The sequence below is a fragment of the Methanosarcina sp. genome (assembly GCF_035390745.1).
In the GTDB taxonomy this organism is placed as follows: domain Archaea; phylum Halobacteriota; class Methanosarcinia; order Methanosarcinales; family Methanosarcinaceae; genus Methanosarcina.
The window spans coordinates 72887-94248 of the sequence record NZ_DAOOUJ010000005.1 but is presented as its reverse complement, the minus strand read 5'-3'; the positions used below and the strand labels follow the sequence as shown (position 1 = coordinate 94248).

At 42.9% G+C, this 21362-nt stretch carries 17 protein-coding genes; 11 read left to right on the top strand and 6 right to left on the bottom strand.

Going from position 1 to position 21362, the window contains the following annotated elements:
* Nucleotides 1-70 precede the first annotated feature (70 nt).
* Nucleotides 71-2218 carry a phosphoribosylformylglycinamidine synthase subunit PurL gene (gene purL, locus PLL47_RS02865; protein WP_324444573.1) on the bottom strand — a complete coding sequence of 716 codons (2148 nt, stop codon included), beginning with the start codon at nucleotides 2216-2218 and terminating at the stop codon, nucleotides 71-73.
* A gap of 369 nt (nucleotides 2219-2587) precedes the next feature.
* Nucleotides 2588-2827, bottom strand: coding sequence for a helix-turn-helix domain-containing protein (locus tag PLL47_RS02860; protein WP_324444572.1), 240 nt, complete (start codon nucleotides 2825-2827; stop codon nucleotides 2588-2590).
* Nucleotides 2828-3387: 560 nt separating this feature from the next.
* Between PLL47_RS02860 and yciH the strand changes: the two genes are divergently transcribed.
* The 3 genes from yciH to PLL47_RS02845 all read left to right on the top strand — a co-directional run bounded on the left by yciH (nucleotide 3388) and on the right by PLL47_RS02845 (nucleotide 5498).
* Nucleotides 3388-3696 carry a stress response translation initiation inhibitor YciH gene (yciH, locus tag PLL47_RS02855; RefSeq protein ID WP_011032808.1) on the top strand — a complete coding sequence of 103 codons (309 nt, stop codon included), beginning with the start codon at nucleotides 3388-3390 and terminating at the stop codon, nucleotides 3694-3696.
* Nucleotides 3697-3909: 213 nt separating this feature from the next.
* Nucleotides 3910-4275 carry a transcriptional regulator gene (locus PLL47_RS02850; RefSeq protein ID WP_324444552.1) on the top strand — a complete coding sequence of 122 codons (366 nt, stop codon included), beginning with the start codon at nucleotides 3910-3912 and terminating at the stop codon, nucleotides 4273-4275.
* Nucleotides 4272-5498: an Nre family DNA repair protein gene (locus PLL47_RS02845; RefSeq protein ID WP_324444550.1), complete on the top strand. Its 1227-nt coding sequence runs from the start codon at nucleotides 4272-4274 to the stop codon at nucleotides 5496-5498. Before PLL47_RS02850 ends, PLL47_RS02845 begins: the two co-directional genes overlap by 4 nt.
* A 144-nt stretch (nucleotides 5499-5642) precedes the next feature.
* Here PLL47_RS02845 and purC read toward each other — a convergent pair whose 3' ends face one another.
* Entirely contained in the window at nucleotides 5643-6356 is a 714-nt protein-coding gene (gene purC, locus PLL47_RS02840) for a phosphoribosylaminoimidazolesuccinocarboxamide synthase (protein ID WP_324444548.1), read from the bottom strand.
* Nucleotides 6357-6829: 473 nt separating this feature from the next.
* Between purC and PLL47_RS02835 the strand changes: the two genes are divergently transcribed.
* The 4 genes from PLL47_RS02835 (at nucleotide 6830) to PLL47_RS02820 (ending at nucleotide 12484) form a co-directional block, all read left to right on the top strand.
* Entirely contained in the window at nucleotides 6830-8116 is a 1287-nt protein-coding gene (locus tag PLL47_RS02835) for an ATP-binding protein (protein WP_324444546.1), read from the top strand.
* A complete protein-coding gene (locus PLL47_RS02830; RefSeq protein ID WP_324444544.1) occupies nucleotides 8113-8853 on the top strand; it encodes an MBL fold metallo-hydrolase in 741 nt (246 codons plus the stop codon). The genes PLL47_RS02835 and PLL47_RS02830 overlap by 4 nt, the downstream gene beginning before the upstream one ends.
* A gap of 89 nt (nucleotides 8854-8942) precedes the next feature.
* Nucleotides 8943-10331: a deoxyribodipyrimidine photo-lyase gene (locus PLL47_RS02825; protein ID WP_324444541.1), complete on the top strand. Its 1389-nt coding sequence runs from the start codon at nucleotides 8943-8945 to the stop codon at nucleotides 10329-10331.
* A 791-nt stretch (nucleotides 10332-11122) separates the two neighbouring features.
* A complete protein-coding gene (locus PLL47_RS02820; protein ID WP_324444537.1) occupies nucleotides 11123-12484 on the top strand; it encodes a right-handed parallel beta-helix repeat-containing protein in 1362 nt (453 codons plus the stop codon).
* Between the two features lie 82 nt (nucleotides 12485-12566).
* On the opposite strand, the gene PLL47_RS02815 is transcribed toward PLL47_RS02820, so the two are convergent.
* Nucleotides 12567-12701, bottom strand: coding sequence for a hypothetical protein (locus PLL47_RS02815; RefSeq protein ID WP_324444535.1), 135 nt, complete (start codon nucleotides 12699-12701; stop codon nucleotides 12567-12569).
* Nucleotides 12702-12935: 234 nt separating this feature from the next.
* On the opposite strand from PLL47_RS02815, the gene PLL47_RS02810 reads away from it, so the two are divergent.
* The 3 genes from PLL47_RS02810 to PLL47_RS02800 all read left to right on the top strand — a co-directional run bounded on the left by PLL47_RS02810 (nucleotide 12936) and on the right by PLL47_RS02800 (nucleotide 17275).
* Entirely contained in the window at nucleotides 12936-14462 is a 1527-nt protein-coding gene (locus PLL47_RS02810) for a PAS domain-containing protein (RefSeq protein WP_324444534.1), read from the top strand.
* A 345-nt stretch (nucleotides 14463-14807) separates the two neighbouring features.
* Nucleotides 14808-16718, top strand: coding sequence for a right-handed parallel beta-helix repeat-containing protein (locus PLL47_RS02805; RefSeq protein WP_324444532.1), 1911 nt, complete (start codon nucleotides 14808-14810; stop codon nucleotides 16716-16718).
* The gene (locus PLL47_RS02800) at nucleotides 16715-17275 is read left to right on the top strand and encodes a cobalamin B12-binding domain-containing protein (protein WP_324444530.1); all 561 of its coding nucleotides are present in this window, start codon (nucleotides 16715-16717) and stop codon (nucleotides 17273-17275) included. Before PLL47_RS02805 ends, PLL47_RS02800 begins: the two co-directional genes overlap by 4 nt.
* Before the next feature lie 980 nt (nucleotides 17276-18255).
* On the opposite strand, the gene PLL47_RS02795 is transcribed toward PLL47_RS02800, so the two are convergent.
* Together PLL47_RS02795 and PLL47_RS02790 are read right to left on the bottom strand one after the other, a co-directional pair.
* On the bottom strand, nucleotides 18256-19509 hold the full coding sequence (locus PLL47_RS02795) for an ABC transporter permease (RefSeq protein ID WP_324444528.1): 1254 nt from the start codon (nucleotides 19507-19509) through the stop codon (nucleotides 18256-18258).
* On the bottom strand, nucleotides 19502-20413 hold the full coding sequence (locus tag PLL47_RS02790) for an ABC transporter ATP-binding protein (RefSeq protein WP_324444526.1): 912 nt from the start codon (nucleotides 20411-20413) through the stop codon (nucleotides 19502-19504). The genes PLL47_RS02795 and PLL47_RS02790 overlap by 8 nt, the downstream gene beginning before the upstream one ends.
* Before the next feature lie 110 nt (nucleotides 20414-20523).
* Here PLL47_RS02790 and PLL47_RS02785 point away from each other — a divergent pair, with 110 nt between their 5' ends.
* The gene (locus PLL47_RS02785) at nucleotides 20524-21195 is read left to right on the top strand and encodes a dihydrofolate reductase family protein (protein ID WP_324444524.1); all 672 of its coding nucleotides are present in this window, start codon (nucleotides 20524-20526) and stop codon (nucleotides 21193-21195) included.
* Nucleotides 21196-21362 lie beyond the last annotated feature (167 nt).

The following is a 21362-nucleotide window of genomic DNA, read 5'->3' as shown; positions in this document are numbered from 1 at the left end:
ACCAGACTAAAAAAGCATATCACAAGTTAAAAAGGCAACTGGACTAAAAAGAAAGTGGGGGATGAGGTAATCATCCCATCATGAATCTGGTAAGGCTGCCGTATGCTTCTTTGATTTCTTCCAGAGAGAGGGAGACCTTGAAATCTCTGCCTTTAATCTCAAGGGTTTCGCCTCCAACCTTGCCGATAACGGCATGGGGCACGCCTTTAAGAATTTCCTGTACAGCTTCGGGTTCGGATGTGGCAAGCAGTGCCCTTGCCGGAGCTTCTGAAAACAGGAATTCGTCTGCTCTCATTTCGCCTGCAATCTCGCTGACATCTACTTTACCGCCCAAGTTTCTGCACATCCTTGCAAGCCCTGCGCCAATCCCTCCAAGGGAAAGGTCGTGTGCAGAACTCAGTTTTCCGCTTTTAACGGCTTCAATTACGGCTTTTATTATTTCAGGGGCGTTTTTAGGGACTTCAGGGACAGTCCCGGCATTTCCAGCTCCCATACAGGAATAGTATTCCGAGCCACCCATTTCAGGGACTGTTTCCCCTACAAGGATAATGCTGTCACCTGCTTTTGCAAAGAAACCTGAAGGGAGAGGGGTTTCGAGGTCCACTTTCCCGATCATTCCTATTGAAGGGGTTGGGAGAATTGCGGTTTTGAACTCGTCGCTCTCGTTATACAGGGAAACGTTTCCTCCTACTACAGGGATTGAAAGCTCTCTTGCTGTATCTCCTAGCCCGAGTACGGCGTTTTTGAACTGCCAGTAAGTTTCAGGGTTTTCCGGGTTACCAAAGTTGAGGCAGTTTACAATAGCCAGCCCTTCCGCACCTTTTACTGCGAGGTTCATGGCATTTTCGATAATTGCAGTCTTTCCTCCTGTGTAAGGGTCAAGAAGGGTTGCCCTGGGCTGGCAGCCGCAGGAGAGTGCAATTCCTTTTTTGTCGGTAATTCTGAGGACTCCGGAGTCTTCTCCAGGTTTGACAACGGTCCTGAGCTGAACTTCGTGGTCATACTGCCTGTAGATCCATTCCTTTGAGGCAATATTGTGAGAGGAAATGACTTTCAGGAGAGCCGCTTTCAGGTCTTTCGGGGTTTCCGGCTTTTTGCCTTCTTCTCTGCGTGTGGGGGCTTCTGAGGGCTTTTCGCAGGTAGGGGCTCCTCCTGTAAGGAAACCTATCGGGATGTCTGCTACGATTTCTCCTCTGAACTCAACTGTATAATTGGGCTCTTCTGTGAGATAACCGACCACCGCCCCGTTAAGGTCATATTTCTGTGTCAGGGAAAGAACTGCATCTACGTCTTCAGGAGCCACTTCAAAGAGCATGCGTTCCTGGGATTCTGCAAGCAGGATTTCATAAGCGTTCATATCGGGTTCGCGCTGCGGGACTGCATCTGCAATAATGCGGGCTCCAAGCCCTCCTTTGGCAGCCAGTTCAGAGCTTGCACCCCCAAGCCCTGCAGCTCCAAGGTCTTTGCAGGACTTTACATACCCTTTTTCTATGGCTTCCAGGGTCATTTCCATGACAAGCTTTTCTGTGTAGGGGTCTCCTACCTGGACGCTCGGGCGGTCTTCGGCTTCAGCTGATTCCGAAAGGTCTCTTGAAGCAAAGGAAGCTCCTCCAAGCCCGTCTTTTCCTGTGCTTGAACCTGCGAGAATGAGCTTGTTTCCGGCTTTCTGGGAGCGGGAAGTGGTAATGTTTTCTTCTTTGCAGAGCCCGACTGCAACAACGTTTACCAGCGGGTTTCCGCTGTATCTTCTGTCAAAAAAAGTCTCGCCATTGACTACAGGCACTCCTATGCAGTTTCCGTATCCTGCAATTCCTTTAATTATCTGCTCGAAAAGGAAAAGGTTTTTCGGGGTGTCCAGTGGCCCGAAATAGAGAGGGTCCATAAGGGCTATCGGACGGGCTCCCATGGATATTATGTCTCTTACAATGCCTCCCACACCGGTAGCTGCCCCGTTGTATGGGTCTACATAGGAAGGGTGGTTGTGGCTTTCCATGCCTATGGCAAGCACGTATCCGTCTTCGAATTTAATGATTGCAGCATCGTCTCCAGGGCCTATAATCACGTTTTCGCCCGTGGTTGTAAAGGTCTTCAGGAGAGGAGCACTTGAGCGGTAGGAGCAGTGTTCACTCCACAGATTTAAAAAACAGCCCTGTTCTACAAGGGTAGGCTCTCGCCCAAGTTCTTTTTTAATGATCTTCAGGTCTTCTTCAGGTAACATTGCCTTGCCTCTGATTCTTAAGCCTCTTTTGGGTGCCGAAGCTTCAGTTTTCTCTTGTAATTTTCCCTGAGGGATCAGGGTTTGATTAGTGTTAAACAGATTAAACAGACTATGCGGACATAAAGGGACAGGGATTAGATAAATATTTCTTTGGGCCTGAAAGAAAAAATTTCTAAAATTAGTAACTGCAAACACTCTGTCTGCATATGCGCTGAATTCCAGTACCAATATTCAATGAAAGCAGGTTTTTACAGGACCTTCATCTGCTTTGAAACGTGTTATAGGTATATATTACAGACAAAATGCAGGATAACAGTGGAGGACCTGACAGGTAAAAAAAGGTAAATTTGAAATTAGAATTGAAGAAAATTAAATCTGCTGAACCATTTTTTCTACTTTGGTTCCGGTTTCTGTCAGGAAATAGTTTTCTTCTTTTTTTGCGATAAGATCTTTTTCTTCAAGTTCCTCGAGAGTCTTTGCTATGGTAGGATATACCACCCGAAGAGTCTTGGAAATACGTTTCCCTTCCATTTCCCCTTTTGAGGCGAGCAGAGAGAGCACTTTTTGCCTTACATTGTTTCCGTTTACAAAACCTATTAACTCGTTCATAGGGTACCTCCCGAATATGCCTTTTTTTCTGAATTATTATATAGTTATATTTATATATTAAAAGTGCATAGATATACAGTTATACAGATATATATAAAAAGATGGGGTTCAAGATATATTTAGCTTTTTGCTGGCTGAAAAGTGTTCTTTTCAGCAAAAACACAAATTTTCGGGGTCTTATTCTTCAAGGTAATAATCTGGTTTTTTTTTCCGGAGTATCTTTTTCTTGAAGCTGCCGATTCCCGAATTTCTGGCTGTTTGCATATTGCTCCCAATTCTTTACAATATTCTGTTAAATCATACTATTCCAGATATATTTATTCCCTCTATATTCAGGTAAGGTTATTTACTAAAAATACAAAGTATAAAAAAATACAGGCCTCTGGCTGGCTTTTTATATTAATGAGAATTTTTGCTTTTAGCTGAAATTCAGTATAAAGTGCCTGAAAAATACCATTAGGCTTTAATACCATCATTGATAAGTACTTTATATCTATTTAGATATTTTCGGATGTAAATTACATATACAATGATTACAAATTCGGAGGACATACTAACAAATGAGCAGCGGAATGTGCCCGGTATGCGGGCTTCCAAAAGAACTTTGCATATGCGAAGAGGTTGCAAAAGAGCAACAGAGAATAACTGTTAAAGTTAACAGAAGAAGATATGGTAAAGAAGTCACTGTTGTAGAAGGTTTCGATGCGAGCGAAATTGACCTTCATGAACTGTCTACTTACCTTAAATCAAAGTTTGCATGCGGCGGTACAGTAAAAGGAAATACTGTAGAACTTCAGGGCAATCACCTGACCCGCATGAAAGAAGTCCTCATGGAAAAGGGTTTCTCTGCTGAACAAATTAAAAATTAAACTCTGAATCCGTCCCCCACCCGGAATTCTCTAGCCTGAGAACAGGAATATTAGCTATTAGCTTATAGATTCGGAGTTGTACGTATCTTTTTGCCAGTTTTTCGATAGCATGCACTTTCTCCCAGGTGTATTGACTGGAACAGAGTCCTTTTCCGGAAAACTATACAAAAAGTGCGTTTTCATATATTTTATATATGCAAGTGTTGGTCTCCAATGAAAACAACATGCGAAATAATGGTCCAGAAAGTCTTACCTGCAATCAGAGCTGAACTCTCCAGAGCAATGATTTTTGAGCATGGATGTACGCAGCAGGATGTAGCGGATATACTTGAACTTTCAAGAGCTGCAGTATCTCAGTATGTGAGCGAAAAACGCGGGGCTGAAGTTGATTTCTCTGAAGAGACCCAGAACGAAATCCGAAAATTCGCATCAGTGCTTTTAAATGATTGTTTATCCTCTCAGGAAAAAGTTAAGGGCATGTGCAGTATATGCAGTTTTGTCCAGAAGTCTGGATGGTTATACAGAAACGCCCCTGAAGCTAAAGCCTGCATAATCTGTAAGGATATGGACAAAAAGTGAAAGAAACACTTTGTATCAAATGTAAGGGGAAAGGACTTTGCGGGCGCCCCCGCTGTCCAATTCTTGAAAAGTTCAAGTCCCTGCAATCAATTTCTCCTGCAATTTCAGAGGATTCCGTTTTTGGGGCATCCCCCCCGGCTCTTTTTGTAGGAAGCTACGGCTATCCCAGAGTATCGGCTGGTCCTCTTATTCCTCCTTTAGCAAAGGAAAACGAAGCTTTGATTTTCGAAGACCCTTCAGCCTGGGGAAACATGCAGATAGAAGATATTATCTCTATGCGTTCCCGTCTGGTCAGAGCAAACACAAATCTCCATATAAAAGATGCACGGAGCAAAGAAAATCCTCTTCTTTTTAAGGCTCAGGAACTGGCTCTTTCAAGAAAGCCGGTGGATACCGAAGCCTGGTTTTTTAAGGCTCCAAAACAGGAACTCAAGTTCGATGCGATCCTTACTCCTATGGGGCCTTCTGGACTTATGAAAAACTTTGAGCTTGCCGAAAACCCTGACGTCCCTAAAAAAGTAGATTATCTTGTTTACGATACCGATGCCCTTGCAAAAGATGCTATTACCGAACTTTTGAAAAGTGACGTTTCCACCGAACATATTACCCGCCTCTTTTCTATAGGTCTTCTCGGAAAAGAGCGCAAAATAGTGCCTACCCGCTGGTCTATCACAGCCGTGGATGATATGGCTGGAAAGGAACTTTCAGACCGCATAATTGACTTCCCCTGGGTTTCCGACATCAAGCTCTTCAGCGGGACTCATTTCGGAAACCATTTTGAGATCCTTATCCTTCCGCGGGCTTATTCCTTTGAACTTATTGAAATCTGGCTTCCCAAAACAGTCTGGTCCGGGGAATCGAGCTGGATAGGAGAGGACAGTGAAGGTCTCGACGGAAAAAAATGTTATTCTCCTCTGGCAGGTGGTTACTATGCAGCAAGACTTCCTGTGCTTGAGTATTTGATCGAAATTAAAAGGCAGGCTTCGGTCTTTATTCTGAGGGAAATTACTCCCGATTACTGGGCTCCTCTCGGAGTCTGGGTCGTCAGGGAAGGAGTGAGAAAAGCCCTTCAGAATCCTCCTGAAACCTTTGAATCCCTGGAAGCTGCGGTTTCAAATTTATCAGGCAGGGTAAGGACCCCAAAAATAGAATGGATCCAGAAGGCAAAAATGCTTTCTGACTTCCGTTTTCAGAAAACGCTTGACTCTTTTTTCAGTCTATAAAGGATCTGAAGCTAAAAAGGAGCAGTTAAAAAACAGGCCAGTTAAAGTCAACTGCTCCTTATACTTAAAATTCGTAAACAAGACCTTGAAGCCCTTTTTGAATTCTTCAGGCTTCCAGATCCTGTCAGATTAGGTTTTATCAGGTTATTTAAATATCTCGGGCACGATGCGCCGGGCAACTTCTTCATAGGCTTTGGAAATGTCGCCTTTATCAAACCTGAAAACGTCTTTGTCCATTGACTGTCCAGTCTTCTTGTCCCAGAAACGGCATGTATCGCAGGAAATTTCATCGGCAAGAATAATTTCCCCGTTTCTTCTTCCGAACTCAAGCTTGAAATCGGGAAGAACAATTCCTCTCTCGTCAAGGTAGGGAACAAGCAACTCGTTGATCCTGAGTGCAAGCTTCCGGAGTGTAGCCATTTCTTCTCGCGTTGCAATGCCAAGAGCAAGAGCGATATCATCATTCAGCATGGGGTCTCCGTATTCGTCGCTTTTGAAATCAAAGACGAGAACCGGGGACTTGAAAACAGTGCCCTCTTTTATCGGGTATTTCTTTGTGATTGAGCCTGCGGCAATGTTCCTTACAATAACTTCAATCTTGATGATCTCAACTTTCCTTACGAGCATATCAATATCGGAAAGCATGCTGACAAAATGAGTTTTGATTCCGTTTGCTTCCAGCATCTCAAACATTTTCTTTGATATCTGAGCGTTGTAGTAACCCTTTAATTCCATCTCACCTTTCTTTTCCCCGTTGAATGCGGTAAGGCTGTTTCGGAACTCGGCGATAAGGGTATCGGGATCATCTGTCTTATAGATAGTTTTTGCTTTCCCTGAATAGAGCTGTTCTCTTTTCATGCAATGGTTCCTCTCTAGGGATAATTCTGGATTTTCCTTAGATAGAGAGATTTCCAGAAAGATTTTCCGGAATAGTAATTTTAATATATTAGTTTCTCTATAATAGCTGGGGCATTTCAGAAACGGATAAGTATTCTCCGAAGCTGTATGCTTGTGGAAATGATTTGTATTTCCAGACTTTTCAAAGATCCTCTCCGAGAACTGAGATGTTTGCAGATTATATAGGTTTTTTTCCTCAAACATGCTCCGAATTTCATGAAGGGATGGAGTAAATGAAAAGCCCTTCTGCTAGATAAACTTATCATTCGTACCGGCTTTCTATCCTTCTGAAGAGGTCTGTCTCCTGCTTCGTAAATTATATCTTTAAAGAGAGCCCATTACTAGGTTTAGCAACTTAAAAAAAGATTTAAGAACTTTCTACTCTGGATGCACACTATTTTGATAGTGGCCTAATCTAAGTACGGGTAAAAAACATGTCAGGCGTTATACTAGACATCGTAGAGCTGCTGCTTACTGCAGAGATCTATAACCGCTATCCAGAACTGGATGTTAACGACCTTCCCAAAAACATCCGCAAAAGTTACTGGAGCAGTGTGGAAAAAACAGTTCCCAAACCCATAATAGCTTCATTTGTCAGGATCGAAAAACTATATGGGGTCAGCGATATCGAAAAAACTGTAAGGAATATACCTTTTATAAATATTGATAGGTCTCATTTTGAACTCCGACTGAGCGCTTTTGAACTTGCCGCTGAATGGTTTGAAAAACAGGAAGGCTCTCAGGAGAAAATTGAAAATAACCCTGTCCTTGCTTACTATTTTGGAGAAATCCGAAAGGTTGAGGCTGCAAATTATGCCGCGGCAAAAGCAAAAATCCGGCCAAAGGAAGTCGACAGGGAATGGATAGAATCTCTGATAGCTGAAATCAGGAAAGAGGATAAGAGCGAAGAGATGCTTAAACTTGTTGTCATTATCGCTCCTGAAGACGTCAAACAGAAAGTAAAAGACCTTGTGCTTACTGCAGAGCAACAGGATGAAATTGAGAAAATCATGAAAGCCATTCAGCACAGGGAATACCTGCGGGAGATTGGGCTGCATGACATCGGTAAGCTCCTGTTTGTCGGGCCTCCGGGTACAGGAAAAACCTCAGTTGCCCGTGCTCTTTCTGAACAGCTCTCAATTCCTTTTGTTGAGGTCAAGCTCTCAATGATTACCGACCAGTATCTCGGCGAGACCGCAAAGAATATAGACCGTGTTTTTTTGCTTGCTAAGAAATTGAACCCCTGCATTCTTTTCATAGATGAGCTGGACTTTGTTGCAAAAGCCAGGACTTCAGACGAAAATGCCGCAATTAAGAGGGCAGTCAATACCCTCCTGAAAGCCATAGATGAAATCAGCCTGGTAGAACACGGTGTCCTGCTGATTGCCGCAACAAACCATCCCAGAATGCTTGACAGTGCAGCATGGAGGCGTTTTGACGAGATTGTCCACTTCCCCCTGCCTGACTTTGACATGCGCAAAAATATTCTGGATATTGTGACCAGGCATATAGAAGGAGACCTTGATACAGCAGAGATTGCGGCACTCACTGAAGGTTATTCGGGTTCGGACCTGCGCATGGTTATCAGGGAAGCTGTCCTGAGTGCTCTTCTTGAGGAACGCAAGGTGCTTACCCAGAAGGACCTTCTTGAAGCAGTAAATTCTTTTGATCAAAGGGCAGACCTCAAGTCCGATGAGTACGCAGGGAAGAAATCCTCATGAGACTGACTCTGCTCGGAACCGGGGACGCGGTAGGAACCCCCAAAATAGGGTGCAACTGCCCTGCGTGCGCTGATGCCCGTGAAGGCGGGAAGAGTCAGCGCTTTCGTTTTTCAATCCTTGTGGAGTCTGAGCAGGGTAAAATCCTTATTGATACCAGCCCTGACCTCAGGCAGCAGTTTCTCAGGCAAAAGCTTTCGGGCATAGACGCTGTTATCTGGACACATGGGCATTATGACCATTACGCAGGTTTCGGAGAGTTTTACCGGGTTCAAAATAAGGTTGATGTTTATGGAATCCGGGAGACTCTGGACTACATAGACCAGTACGTTTCTTTTCTGAAACCCAGGTATCATTACGTAAAGTTCTATGAACTCTTTGAATTAATCGGGCTTCAATTCACCCTTTTTAAGGTTCATCATCCTCCGGTAGAAACCCCTGCAGGAGTAATTATACGGCAGGAAGACACCAAAATTGTGATTACAGGGGATACGAGCCCGGAAATTCCTGAAAAAAGCCTGGAATTAATTAAAGACCCTGATCTTCTTATTGCAGATGCTATAGTTCCTCCACATATCCATATTAAGAAGCATATGAACTCGGAAGAGGCTATGGCACTCGCACAGAAGCTCAACGCAAAAAAAGTGGCCCTGACCCACCTCAGCCACCTGTTCCGCCCGCATCATATCGAATCAATGTTTTTGCCTCTGGGGTATGACGGGCAGGTCTTTGAATTTTAATCTTATTTTTAAACACGATTTCGTTTTTTCAGAATTCGACCGTTAGTCCCGGGTGTTAGTTCTATATCTTCAGAGATCCAGAACTGTTCATGAATCCTAAACGCATTAGGACTCTTAAACCGGGGAAATCAGGAGACGGGCCTGTTGTATACTGGATGAGCCGCGACCAGAGGGCTGAAGATAACTGGGCTTTACTTTTTGCCAGGGCAATAGCGCAGGAGGCTGATGTTCCTGTTGTCGTGGTGTTCTGTCTGACGGATGAATTTTTAGGAGCTGGAAAAAGGCATTATGACTTTATGCTGAAAGGACTGCAGGAACTTGAAACTGCCCTTTCCAGGAAAAAAATTCCTTTTTTCTGCCTGGAGGGAGATCCAGGAAAGGAAATTCCTCAATTTGTGAATAAATATGGGGCTGGCATTCTTGTAACTGATTTCAGCCCGCTTCGGATTAAGGCTGGCTGGGTAGAACAAATTATTCCTGAAATCGAAACCCCATTTTTCGAGGTTGATGCCCACAATGTTGTTCCCTGCTGGGAAGCTTCCCAAAAACAGGAGTATGCTGCGCATACTTTTCGCCCGAAACTCTATGGGCTCCTGCCTGAGTTTCTTGAAGAATTTCCTGAACTTGAGCCGAACGCCAGGTCTTCTGAAATTTCACAGGGCGCCTGTATGGAGGAAATATTAGCAAGTACACAGGAAAACAGAATTAAAGCACTTCCTTCTGCTGGAATCTCTCACAAAATCGAAGACTCACTCTTTGAGTCTGAACACTTCGAGCCCGGGGAAAAAGCTGCAAGAAAGGTAATGGAGAGTTTTCTTGCGGATAGGCTTGACTCTTACAGCATGCTGCGGAACGACCCGACAAAGAACGCACTCTCTAATCTTTCCCCGTATCTTCATTTCGGGCATATCTCTGCACAGAGGATAGTGCTTGAGGTGGAAAAGGCAAAAAGTGACCCTGAATCAAAGAAAGCTTTTCTGGATGAGATCCTTGTATGGAAGGAGATTTCGGATAATTTTTGTTATTACAATGCTGGATATGACAGGTTTGAGAGCTTTCCCGCCTGGGCAAGGGAGTCTTTGAATGCCCACAGGAATGATAGGAGGATTCATGTCTATACTCTCGAGGAGTTCGAGGCAGGAAAAACACATGATCCACTCTGGAATGCAAGCCAGATGGAACTGCTCCGTACCGGAAAAATGCATGGCTACATGCGCATGTACTGGGCAAAAAAAATTCTTGAATGGAGCGAATCTCCTGAAAAAGCCCTTGAAATTGCAATCTTCCTGAATGACAGGTATGAACTGGACGGAAGAGATCCCAATGGCTATGCTGGAATTGCATGGAGCATTGGAGGAGTCCATGACCGTGCCTGGCAGGACAGGGAAATTTCTGGAAAAATCAGATACATGAGTTACGAGGGCTGCAAAAGGAAGTTCGACGTTAAAGCATATATTGCAAAATATTCGGCTCTGTAGAAATCCTGAAGTTTATCTCACTAAGTTCTATACACTTCTTTTTTATCCTGCATAACGTGGTTTTGACTTTTATCGATGTATATCCAGGCTTATTTAAGCTTAAATTTGAGTTTTTTCTGGATAGTTGAGGTTTTTCGCCTGCCTGAAGAAGCAGAGCTTAAAGTGGATCTATTTCTTTAGATAGACTGGCATTCAACCCTGCCAATCAACTGGTAGATAAAATCGCATTGAAGCATTAAGTTAATATTTATCTTGAGATTTTAATATCATCTGAAGGATTTTATACGGTGTACAAGCATGAATCAGCATTACTTTTCCTGGGATGATTTTTATAAGTCCCTGATAGGTCTTGATTGCATTATACTTCCTTTTTTACTGATAATGAGTTATCCGGCGGTTGTTAATTTAGCAACAAAAGCCAGCTTTCTTATTATGTTAGTAGGAGCATTTTGTGTGTTAATTGATAACTGGAATCGAAAATCAATAGCTTACAGATTATACGTTGAGCTGTATGAAAACGAGTATCAGGCTAACTCCGACTATAAAGCTGGTAAAGTATTTGTGAACTTAATTTTTTATGTAACTTCTATATATTTAGTATCTGGTGTGTTTGCTGCTCTCTAACACAACAGCGAAGAGCCGTAAATGATACTGTGATGAAGAACGTGGATGTGTCAAAGGTAGATAATCCGCTGAATATCAGAATATCTTCGAAGAGTACATTTGCATCGTTCAATAGACAAATATTTTTAATGTGGGAGAGTTATAGTTAACTCACCTGAGGATGCAAAATGGAAAAAAAAGTGCAGATCGACAGATGGAAAAGTAGAAAAAAAGTAATAATTTTCGGCGTAACTCTGATCTTTTTAATAGCAGTTATAATTCTTTTTCTATCAGAAAACCCTTTTAATAATAAAATAGTTTATGTGACTGCCAACGGCAGTGGGGATTTCAACTGTGATGGCATAGATGATCAGATTGAAATAAATAAAGCTCTTGCCTACATTGCAGAAAATCCCGGGTATTCAACCGTTCATCTGGAAGGGAACACTACATACACAATATCAGACAGCATTCTCATTGGAAGTAACACAGTCCTGGAAGGGGATTCTACGGCTGTAATCAAACTTGAAGATAAAGCAAACTGGCAAACAGAAAAACCTATAATTACGCAGATGGACAGTACGGGAAACCATGATATTATTATAAGGGGTTTTGAGATAGACGGAAATCATGATGGCAACGCAGAAAAGAAGAAAGGAGCAGGATACTATAATCTGATTCACTTTCTTAATTCCAAAAATATACAGGTGCACGATATGTACATGCACGATAGTCATGGAGATGGGCTAAAAGTAACAAGTTGCTCAAATATTCGGTTTTACGACAATACCGTTTACAAATTAGGTCATGATGCCCTCTACGTAATTTATTCTTCAAATGTAGAAGCCTGGAATAATAGAATAACATGCAGAACAAACAGCGGTTTGAGGATTTACAACTCGAACCACGTGAAATTATATAACAACACTATTAACTCCGAGGGGGAAGGAGGAGCAGGAATTCAGATCCAGAAGGAGGGCACGTCATTTGTTATGGATGATATAGAAATCTTCAATAATTTGCTGTATGAGACCAATGCTGCGGGTGTCTGGATTACAGGTTACGGTTCTAAATATTCGAAAGATACTGCAAAAGACATACACATCCATAACAACAAATTTTACAAAACCGGCACTAATCAGGGTGCTGATTGGGCAGGGGGTATAGTGCTCAATGGATTCCAGAATACTCTCATAGAAAATAATCTATTTGACGGATGCTATGGTGCAGCCATTGCCCATAAAAGGGTTAGCTCATTTTCAGCCCCCGACTCAGGGTACACAACTGTTGTAAAGAATAATATAATAATTAATACACAGCCCAGTCGTACAGCCGGAAAAGGATATGCTGTATTTAATAAGTTGAACAATACCCATTCATTTGTCCTTGAAAACAACTGTCTTTCAAACAATGCAGGTGGGAATTATTTCTATGCAAATTCCACATCCGATATTAATGTTGATAAAGGGTATGTTGAACAGGTAAGCGAAAATGAATCCATGAGGAAACGTTTTCCATGGAGAGAAGCATTGTCTGCAGGGACGCAATGATCTTGATAAGGTTAATTCCTGTGAAATAAGCAAAAAAATCCTGAACAATTTTTACTTTATCTCTGTCCAGGGCCGTAGCTGCTTACTGTTGCGGTCGGGTCACATTTCCGGGTGCTGCATTGGAGATCCAGCCGGCATCATTGTAAACAGGATTAATCGGCAAGTAAAGGTAATATTTTTCTCCCGATTCGAGCCAGCCTTTTCTTTCAGTATGCATAACAACAGGAGAATCAGGGTCAAATTTGAAGATTCTTAAATATATAAATGAAAAATGATTATATATTTTTAGAACAATAAAATAGAGAATCTCGAACATCGGTTCTCTACCCGATATTTCACTGTTAAAGCGTTCCTACGTTTAATTTAAAAATATCAGAATCTTTCCGGCGGTGGGAGAATTACTTCTTTAATATCCGAAGAGGCAGGACCCGAAGAGCTTGAAGCTATAGCAGTGGCAGTACACTCGCTTGTTGGGCTTCCGACTACCATCCGCAGTTCAAAAAGAAAAGGGCTTCGCCTGGAAAATGGAAAAATAATTGACAGGGACTATACAGGGCCAGTACTCGAAGAGGTTCTCAGGACTGGAAGGACTGTCCGTGGGGTCCCGACGGAAGGCACATACCTCGGCAGGAATGTGGTCGTTTCCCCTATATTTTCGGAGGACGGGAAAGTTATTGCAGCGATAGGAATTGTGGATTTACTATCTGTCCTCAAGATGCAGGAGATTATCAGGACTGTAGTAAACAACAGTCCTGCAGTTGTATTTCTGTGGAGAAATGAAGAAAAATGGCCTTCGGAATTTGTTTCGGAAAATGTTGTTAAGTTCGGGTATACGGTTGAGGACTTTATCTCAGGGAATGTCCTTTATGGGGAAATTATTCATCCCGATGACCTGAAAAGGGTTGAAGAAGCACTTGAAAAACGCATCCTTAGAGGTGAAGTTGACTTCAATATAGAGTACAGGATATTCACAAAAGCCGGAGACCTGCGCTGGGTCAATGAAAGGACATTCATCCAGAGAGATACAGAAGGAGATATAACTTACCTCCAGGGGCTTGTTCTCGATATCACCGAAAGTAAAGAAAAAGAAGAAGCCCTCAGGAAATCTATTGAAATGCAGAGGCTTCTGAGAACTATAATCAACAACAGCCAGGCAGTAGCTTTTCTATGGGAAAACAAAGAAAACCTGCCTGCAGAATACGTTTCGGAGAATGTAACCCAGCTGGGGTACACAGTGGAGGATTTCACGTCAGGAAAAGTGATGTACGGCAGTATAATTCATGAGGATGATGTCTGCAGGGTCAATGAGACCTTTAAACGCAACATCGCAGAGGGCCATGATTCCTTCGGAATTGAGTACAGGATTTTCACAGGAAATGGAAAAATACTGTGGGTTGACGAAAGAGTTTTTGTCCAGAGAAATGAAGAAGGCATAGCAACCCACCTTCAGGGACTCGTAGTAGATATTACCGAAAGAAAAGAATCCCAGAAAATGCTTGAAATCCAGAGGGAGCTGGGAGAGAAACTTAACACCACATGGAATCTCCATGCCATTCTTAACATGGTACTTGACGCATGCCTGCAGATAAACGGAATAGACGCCGGAAGCATATATATCAAGGACGAACTCCTTGACCAGATAAACCTTGTCGAATCCCGTGGAATCTCCCCTGAATTTAAAGAAAAGGTTTCAAGGTATAAGGCAAATTCAAAAGAAGCAAAAAAAATCTGGACGGAGAAACCTATCTACTCAATGGACTTTTACTCCGAAAATATGGCGGAATCGGTAAGGAAAGAAGGAATTACAGCAGTTGCCGTAATCCCCCTGAAATATGGTAATGAAATAATAGGCAGCCTGAATTTTGCCTCCCATACTCTGGATAGGATTCCCAGAAATACCCGCAATTTCCTTGAAAGCATTGCCCTCCAGGTGGTAAGCCATATAGCCCCAGTCTGTATCCAGGCGGACCTTTCATGAAAAGCCTGGTAAATCTAAAGATGTAACAGGTTTTCCGGTCCACTCCTGAACCTCTAAAGGCAGTACCTCAATAAGTGGTAAAAGATAACAGTTGTTACCCGAAAAGCCAGGTCTAAATAATAAAATTAGAACTCTTTTTTTGAATTAACCATGAACCCTGTTTAAGGCTCGATTTTGAGTTATCCTGATGCAGGATTTTCCGGACTGGTCCGCAGGCAGACATTTAATCTGATCATTTGCCCTGTTAAATTTATTCAAGCCTAGGAGATGATCAGAAAAATTTACCCGGGCTTCCTTTTTTAGAACTCATGAGTGGGGACTGAACAGGGGTTCATTAATAGGAAGATGATACTGTTGAAAGGGAAGAGACTATTCGTACTAACTGCCATTTTCACACTGCTTATATTAATCTCAGGTTCCGCTTCCGCAGCTACTCTTTATGTAAAAGAGGGAGATGGAACAGGAACATACGGAAGCCTGCAGGAGGCAATAAACGCAGCTTCCGACGGAGATACTATCCTTGTTGGAGAAGGGCGGTATAGTGAAAACGTACTCGTAAATAAATCACTGGAAATAAGATCCAAGAGTTTACGCCCTAAAAAAACCGTAATCACTGCTCTGGACCAGGAAATCCCTGTTTTCCACGTGGTTTCTGATTCCGTAAAAATCAGCGGACTCACCTTAAAAGGAGCAAGTTCCGCATATGGAATTTATCTTGAAGGCGTTTCCGGGAACAATATCAGTAATAACTGTTTTTCAGGAAATTGGAGAAGTATTATGCTCAGGGGTTCCCATGGAAACTCTCTGGAAAATAACCTTTTATCCAGCAGTGACGACGGTGTCTGGCTTGAAAGTTCAGGGCAGAACTTAATAAAAGACAATAAGGCAAACTCTAACCGGCATTACGGCTTCTATCTTAATGAATCAGAAAACAACACCCTCCAAAATAACTGTGCGTCTGACGGAGCTGTCGGCATCTACATGGAAAACTCATCCGGCTCCCATGTTCTCAATTCAAAAACATTAAACAACTTTTACGGAATCTACCTTACCGGCTCCGGAGAAAGCCTTCTCGAAAACAACACTGCAAGCTCTAATGAGATGTACGGGATATACCTCGGGAATTCGGATGGAAGTACCCTGAGAGGAAACAAAGCAAATTCAAACCAGTGGGGGATTTATCTTGACTCCAGCTTCAATACGCTCCAAAACAACAAAATGTCCTGCAACAGCAGAAATTTCGGAGCCTATACCTATCACTTCAAGGGCGAAATGAACAACACCATCGACACCAGCAACAGGGTAGACGGGAAACCAATATACTATCTTGTAGGGGTTTCAAACAGGACTCTTGATTCTAGTTCCAGTGCAGGAGTTGTCTACTGCATAAACTGTGAAAACATCACCCTCAAAGACCTGAACCTCGAAAACAGCAGTTTCGGAATTTACCTGTACAATACTCAAAACTCTCTGGTTGAAGGAAGCAGTATTTCAAACTGTGAACACGGAGTTTACCTTGGAAACTGTTCTATGACAGCTATAAGGAACAATGACGTCAATTCTAACGAAGGGGACGCTTTCATCCTGAGCAGCTGCAAAAACTGCCCTGTAGAAGAGAACAGAGCTTCAAACAACATGGCCGGAATCTGGCTCTGTGATGCCAGCACAGACAATCTCCTGAAAGAAAACAAAGTTACCTCGAGCAGCTGGTGCTGCATAGACCTGGGAGATGCAAGCTGCAACAATACCCTCGAAGGAAACGTTCTTTCAGGAGCTTATGAAGGGATCTATCTCTACGGAACCAGTGAGGAAAATGCCCTGAACAATAACACTATCACAGCCAGTTCTTACGGAGTATATGCTGAAGGCTGCGGCAACAATACAATCTCAGGAAACAGTATTTCAGGAAATAGCATAGGTATCTCTCTTAACCAGAACTGGACCGATGAGACAGGTTCGGATTTCAATATAATCTACAACAATTACCTGAATAACAGCCAGAACGCCGAAGATTATGGAACAAATACCTGGAACATTTCGAAAACCGCTGGTGTGAATATTGCAGGCGGACCTTACCTGGGAGGGAATTTCTGGGCATCTCCGGAGGGAGATGGTTTTTCAGAAACAGCTTCGGATGAAGACGGAGATATGATTGCAGATCTTCCTTACAACGTAACGGAAACGACCTATGATTATCTCCCCCTTGTAGTAGTGAAAACTGCAGAAAAATCCGAGAATGAGGATGGTAAGAAGTGAAAGAAGAACAGGTAAGCCCGGAGAAAGAGAAGATCAGAAGAAAGAAAGGAGAGAAAAATATGTACGGGAAAAATTTGAATCTATTTGTTCTGTTAGTTCTGGGAATGATTTTTTCCCAATTGGTTTTTCCGGTGTCAGCCGGAGACGCCAGCGAACAGGGGAATAAGAGTGTGGGGACGGTCATAATCGCAACTGTAGAAGGAGATTCTCACATTTACGGGAAGGATAACATTGCGGTTGCGCTTGAAGAAGAAGGTTTTGAAGTGATCAATCTTGGAAACGGGATTTCTGCTGAAAGCTTTGCTGCGGCTTCGAAAGAGCAGGAAGCAGATATTGTATTCAGTTCAGCCTCCATGAGTACCACTATGATTCAGCAGATCCAGATTGAAGAGCAGCTTAAAGCTGCAGGGATACGGGATAAGGTTATAACAGGTGTGGGAGGATCACTAACCACTCAGGAATGGGCTGACCGGATAGGAGCTGACATCTATGCCTCGAGTCCGGAAGACGCTGTTCTCAAAGCAAAATCAGCCCTTATGAACAGCAGCATCTCCTAAAACCCATATTTCGGCTGGCAAAAATACGAGCTTCAGAAGCTGCCACGGATAAATTCATAGTTTCAAAAAACCTTTGTAAAGGATGATTGGGAGAAAAGAACTCTCCCAATCACAGATGTAAAACTGATAATAACTGGGGAAGAAGCGGCTAAAAGATAGTCGAAGAGGAATCGGGCAGTCTTTAGAGGAATGAAGCAATAAACTGGGCAATAGGGGCAAAAAGCTGGAAAAAGCAGTAAAGATGAAAAACAATAATCTATGGGTGTAAACATTGGGAAAAGAGCGGTATGGTGGTTCACAGGGATTCTGTGTCAATGAAGTATATTATGGGATCAGCTTTCAGCTGTCCTGAATTTACTTCATTTTAAGCTTACGCGTTAATGAAGTATATTGCGGGATCGGTTTTCAAGCCGTCCTGAATTTGCTCCATTTACAGCTTACGCGTTAATGAAGTTCATTTCGGGATCAGCTTTCAGACTGTCCTGAATTTACTTCATCTCGCAGTAAAAGCACCAATGAAGTTAGATTGCGGGATCGGTTTTCAAGCCGTCCTGAATTTGCTTCACCTTATGCTTACGCGTCAATGAGTAGATTTCGGGATCAGTTTTCAGGCTGTCCTGAATTTCGCTCCATTATAAGCTCACGCATCAATGAAGTAGTGTTCGAGATCGGTTTTTGGGCCGTCATGAATTTGCTTCATTTTAAGCTTATGCGTCAATGAAGTAGATTGCTTCATCTTGCAGTATTTCCCTTATGAACCAATTAATACTATGTAAGTTATAATATAAAATACCAGCGATAGAACTTAAGATTGTTTATTCAGTTATTGAAATTAAGCATCGTGTGCCTTCATTCAACATTCGAATCTCTTTAGTTTTACCTCTCAGTATTTGCCTTATCCTCCCACAGGAAGCAAATAGGTTAACTCCAGGGCATGGCAGATCAAAGCCAGCATATTTTGCCCTTAATCTGCTTATTCTTTACCTGCCAGCTTCCCGGATGCTCCTCATTATTTCTTTTACTCCGGGCCTTTTTCCATACATGAGCAGATAAACCCTGAACAGCCGGCTCGAAATTATGATTACAGCGTGAATGGAAACAAAAAGGATGAAAAGGCTCGCAGCGACCTGGTAAAAAGGCACTTCCGAAGCCCCGATTCTGGAAAGCATGGTTACGGAAGATGTGAAAGGGAAAAGGGAAAGGAATACTACAAGCGGGCTGTCGGGCTTCGTAATGATTAGCTGCATGAAAATAAGAGGAAACGCGGCGGCGAATGTAAAGATTCCCGCAACCTGCTGGCTCTCCTGAAGGGAGCCTGTTACTGCCCCAATCCCTGCCATCATGCTGGAAAAGAAGAGAAAACCGAGAAGGAAATAGATAAGGGCAAGAAAAAGAAGCATGGGCTCTATTTTTACAGGGAGGGCATATCCACCTGCAAGGATAATTGCTGAAAGCCACACAGCAATCTGCAAAAGGCCGACTGTACCAAGACCCATTATTTTGCCGGTAAGGAGCTCAACAGGGGTAGCAGAGGAGAGAAGGACTTCCATAATCCTGTTTTCCTTCTCTTCGGCAACTCCGCGGAGAAGATATCCCGATGCAGAAAAAATACTGAAAAACAGGAGAAAGGCAGTAATAAAAGGCAGGCCAAAGTCTGCCAGAATCTCAGCCATGCCCTGTTCTGAAGACTCTCCATTGTCCCCTATATTATACAGCTTCAGGTTGACAGGGTCTTTGACTCTCTGGAGTACAGCCTCGTCAACATTGTCTTTCAGGAGAGAATCAATTGCTATATTCGAAAGTTCAGCCGACAACTCAAAATCTGGAACTGAAGCTCCTTTCTCTGAGGCATAGAGTTCGATTTCACCTGTTTTAATGAAATTTTCAGGGACTATAAGATAAGAAGAAATCTGCCCTGACTCCAGGGCTTTCCTGGCTTCAGAGCTCTCTTCGTACCTGACAAACTCTATAATGGAGGTCTTTGCCTCCATTGGCCCTGCAGAAAACCCTTCGCTGGTCAAAGATTTCGGGAAGTCAAAGGAACCTGTCATGTCAATATAGCCTACCCTCTGGTCTTCGGCAGCAGTGGTACTGGAAAGCAGAGAAGGAATAATAGTGATTGCGGCAATAAAAAGAGGAAAAACAAAGGTCATGAAGAGAAATTCTTTGCGCAGAATGGTTTTCAGGAACTCATGCCTGGCAACAATAAAGGTTTTTCCGGAAAACTTACTCACCAGAAGCACTCTCCACAGTCTCAATAAAAATATCGTTCAGGGAAGGAAGCATCTGCTCAAAGCGCAGGATTTCAGTTTTTCGTATTAGCTCCTGAAGAACCTCCTGTGTGCTTATTCCGTCTTCAGGAAAAATCTCAACCGACCCCTCATGCTCGGCAACTCTTTTGATGCCCGGGATTTCACCAATAACGTTCAAACTCCCTTTATCTGCAAACTCCACAAACAGGGAGTTTTTTCCGTGTTCCTTTCGTATGCCTGCAACTGTGCCGTAAAGAACCCGCTGACCTTTATTGAGCATAAGAATTCTGTCGCATAGTTTTTGCGCCTGCTCCATCATGTGTGTTGAAAGGATGACTGTCCTGCCTTCATTCCTGTACTCGAGAATTCTGGCTTTGATGGTTTTTGTGCTCACAGGGTCAAGCCCGGAAAAAGGCTCGTCAAGGATAATAAGTTCAGGGTTGTGAAGAATTGAAGAAAGGAACTGAATTTTTTGCTGCATCCCTTTTGAAAGCTCTTCTACTCTTTTTCCTCTGTGTTCGTAAAGTTCCAGGGATTTTAAAAGCACCTCTGCATTTGTCTGAGCCTCTTTTTTGGGGACATTTTTAAGCTGGGCGAGGTAGACAAGCATATCCATAAGCTTTGTTTTCCTGTACAGCCCGCGTTCTTCAGGAAGGTAGCCTATCCTGTTTTTTCCATCAGCAGTAAGAGGACCTCCAAAAACGCGGATCTCTCCGGAGTCAGGTTTTATAATGTCAAGAAGGAGCCTTATGAGAGTTGTTTTCCCAGCCCCATTTGGGCCCAGCAGTCCGAAGATTTCGCCCTGCTCGACTGAAAAGGAGACATCTCTTATAACATTTTTTTCTGCAAAAGACTTTGATACGCCTTCAAATTCCAGAACATGCATCCAGATTAAATATATTCCAAGATAGAATAAGTTTACTAATGTTTGATTTAAGTTAATAAGCGACTTTATTTGAGTAAATATATGTTTTAATTGGGGAAACAGGTGATAATATGCTACCTAAGGTGGTTATACACAACACCATAAGTCTTGACGGCTCAACTACCGGTTTCGATGCAAACCTTGAGGTTCACTATGGAATCCTGGGCAGTTACGAGCCCGATGCCATGATAGTCGGCTCAAACACTGCGAAGACAGGAACAGAGTTTTTTTGCCAGAAAATCCCTCCGGAAGAGGAATCGGATTTCAAGAAACCTGAAATCCTGCCTGGCGACACCAGGGCATACTGGATGATTGCGGACTCAAGGGGAATTCTCGAAGGGCTTATGCATGTTTTCAGGCGTTCTGAATACAGTAAAGATGTGATCGTCCTCGTCTCGGATAAAACTCCTGAACCTTACATAAACTACCTCAAAGAAAGAAACTATGACTTTATCCGGGCAGGACCGGACCGCGTTGATGTAAGGAAAGCCCTGGAAATTGCAAATGAACGATATGGCTTTAAACTCGTCGTCTCGGACAGCGGGGGAATATTGAACAGTATCTTACTCGAACAGGGGCTTGTTGAGGAAATCAGCCTGGTTCTGACTCCCGAGATCGTGGGAAAAAACGGGACAAACCTTTTCAGAGGTATTGAGAAAAGCGGAATCCAGCTGGAACTCATAAGAAACGAAATTGTAGAAAAGAAGTATGTGCATCTGGTTTACAGGGTTTTAAAAGGATGAAAACGTTCAACATCATCCTGTTAAAGCTACTTTGCATCTTTTGATGTACTGGATTTTTGTTAGTCGACTAAGGATAGTCTTGTTAGTCAGCCAGGGGTAGTTCTGACTACGCCGCAGAAAAGATAAGGATTTATTTTACTTCCTGAAGGTTAAGTGAAATTGATTTT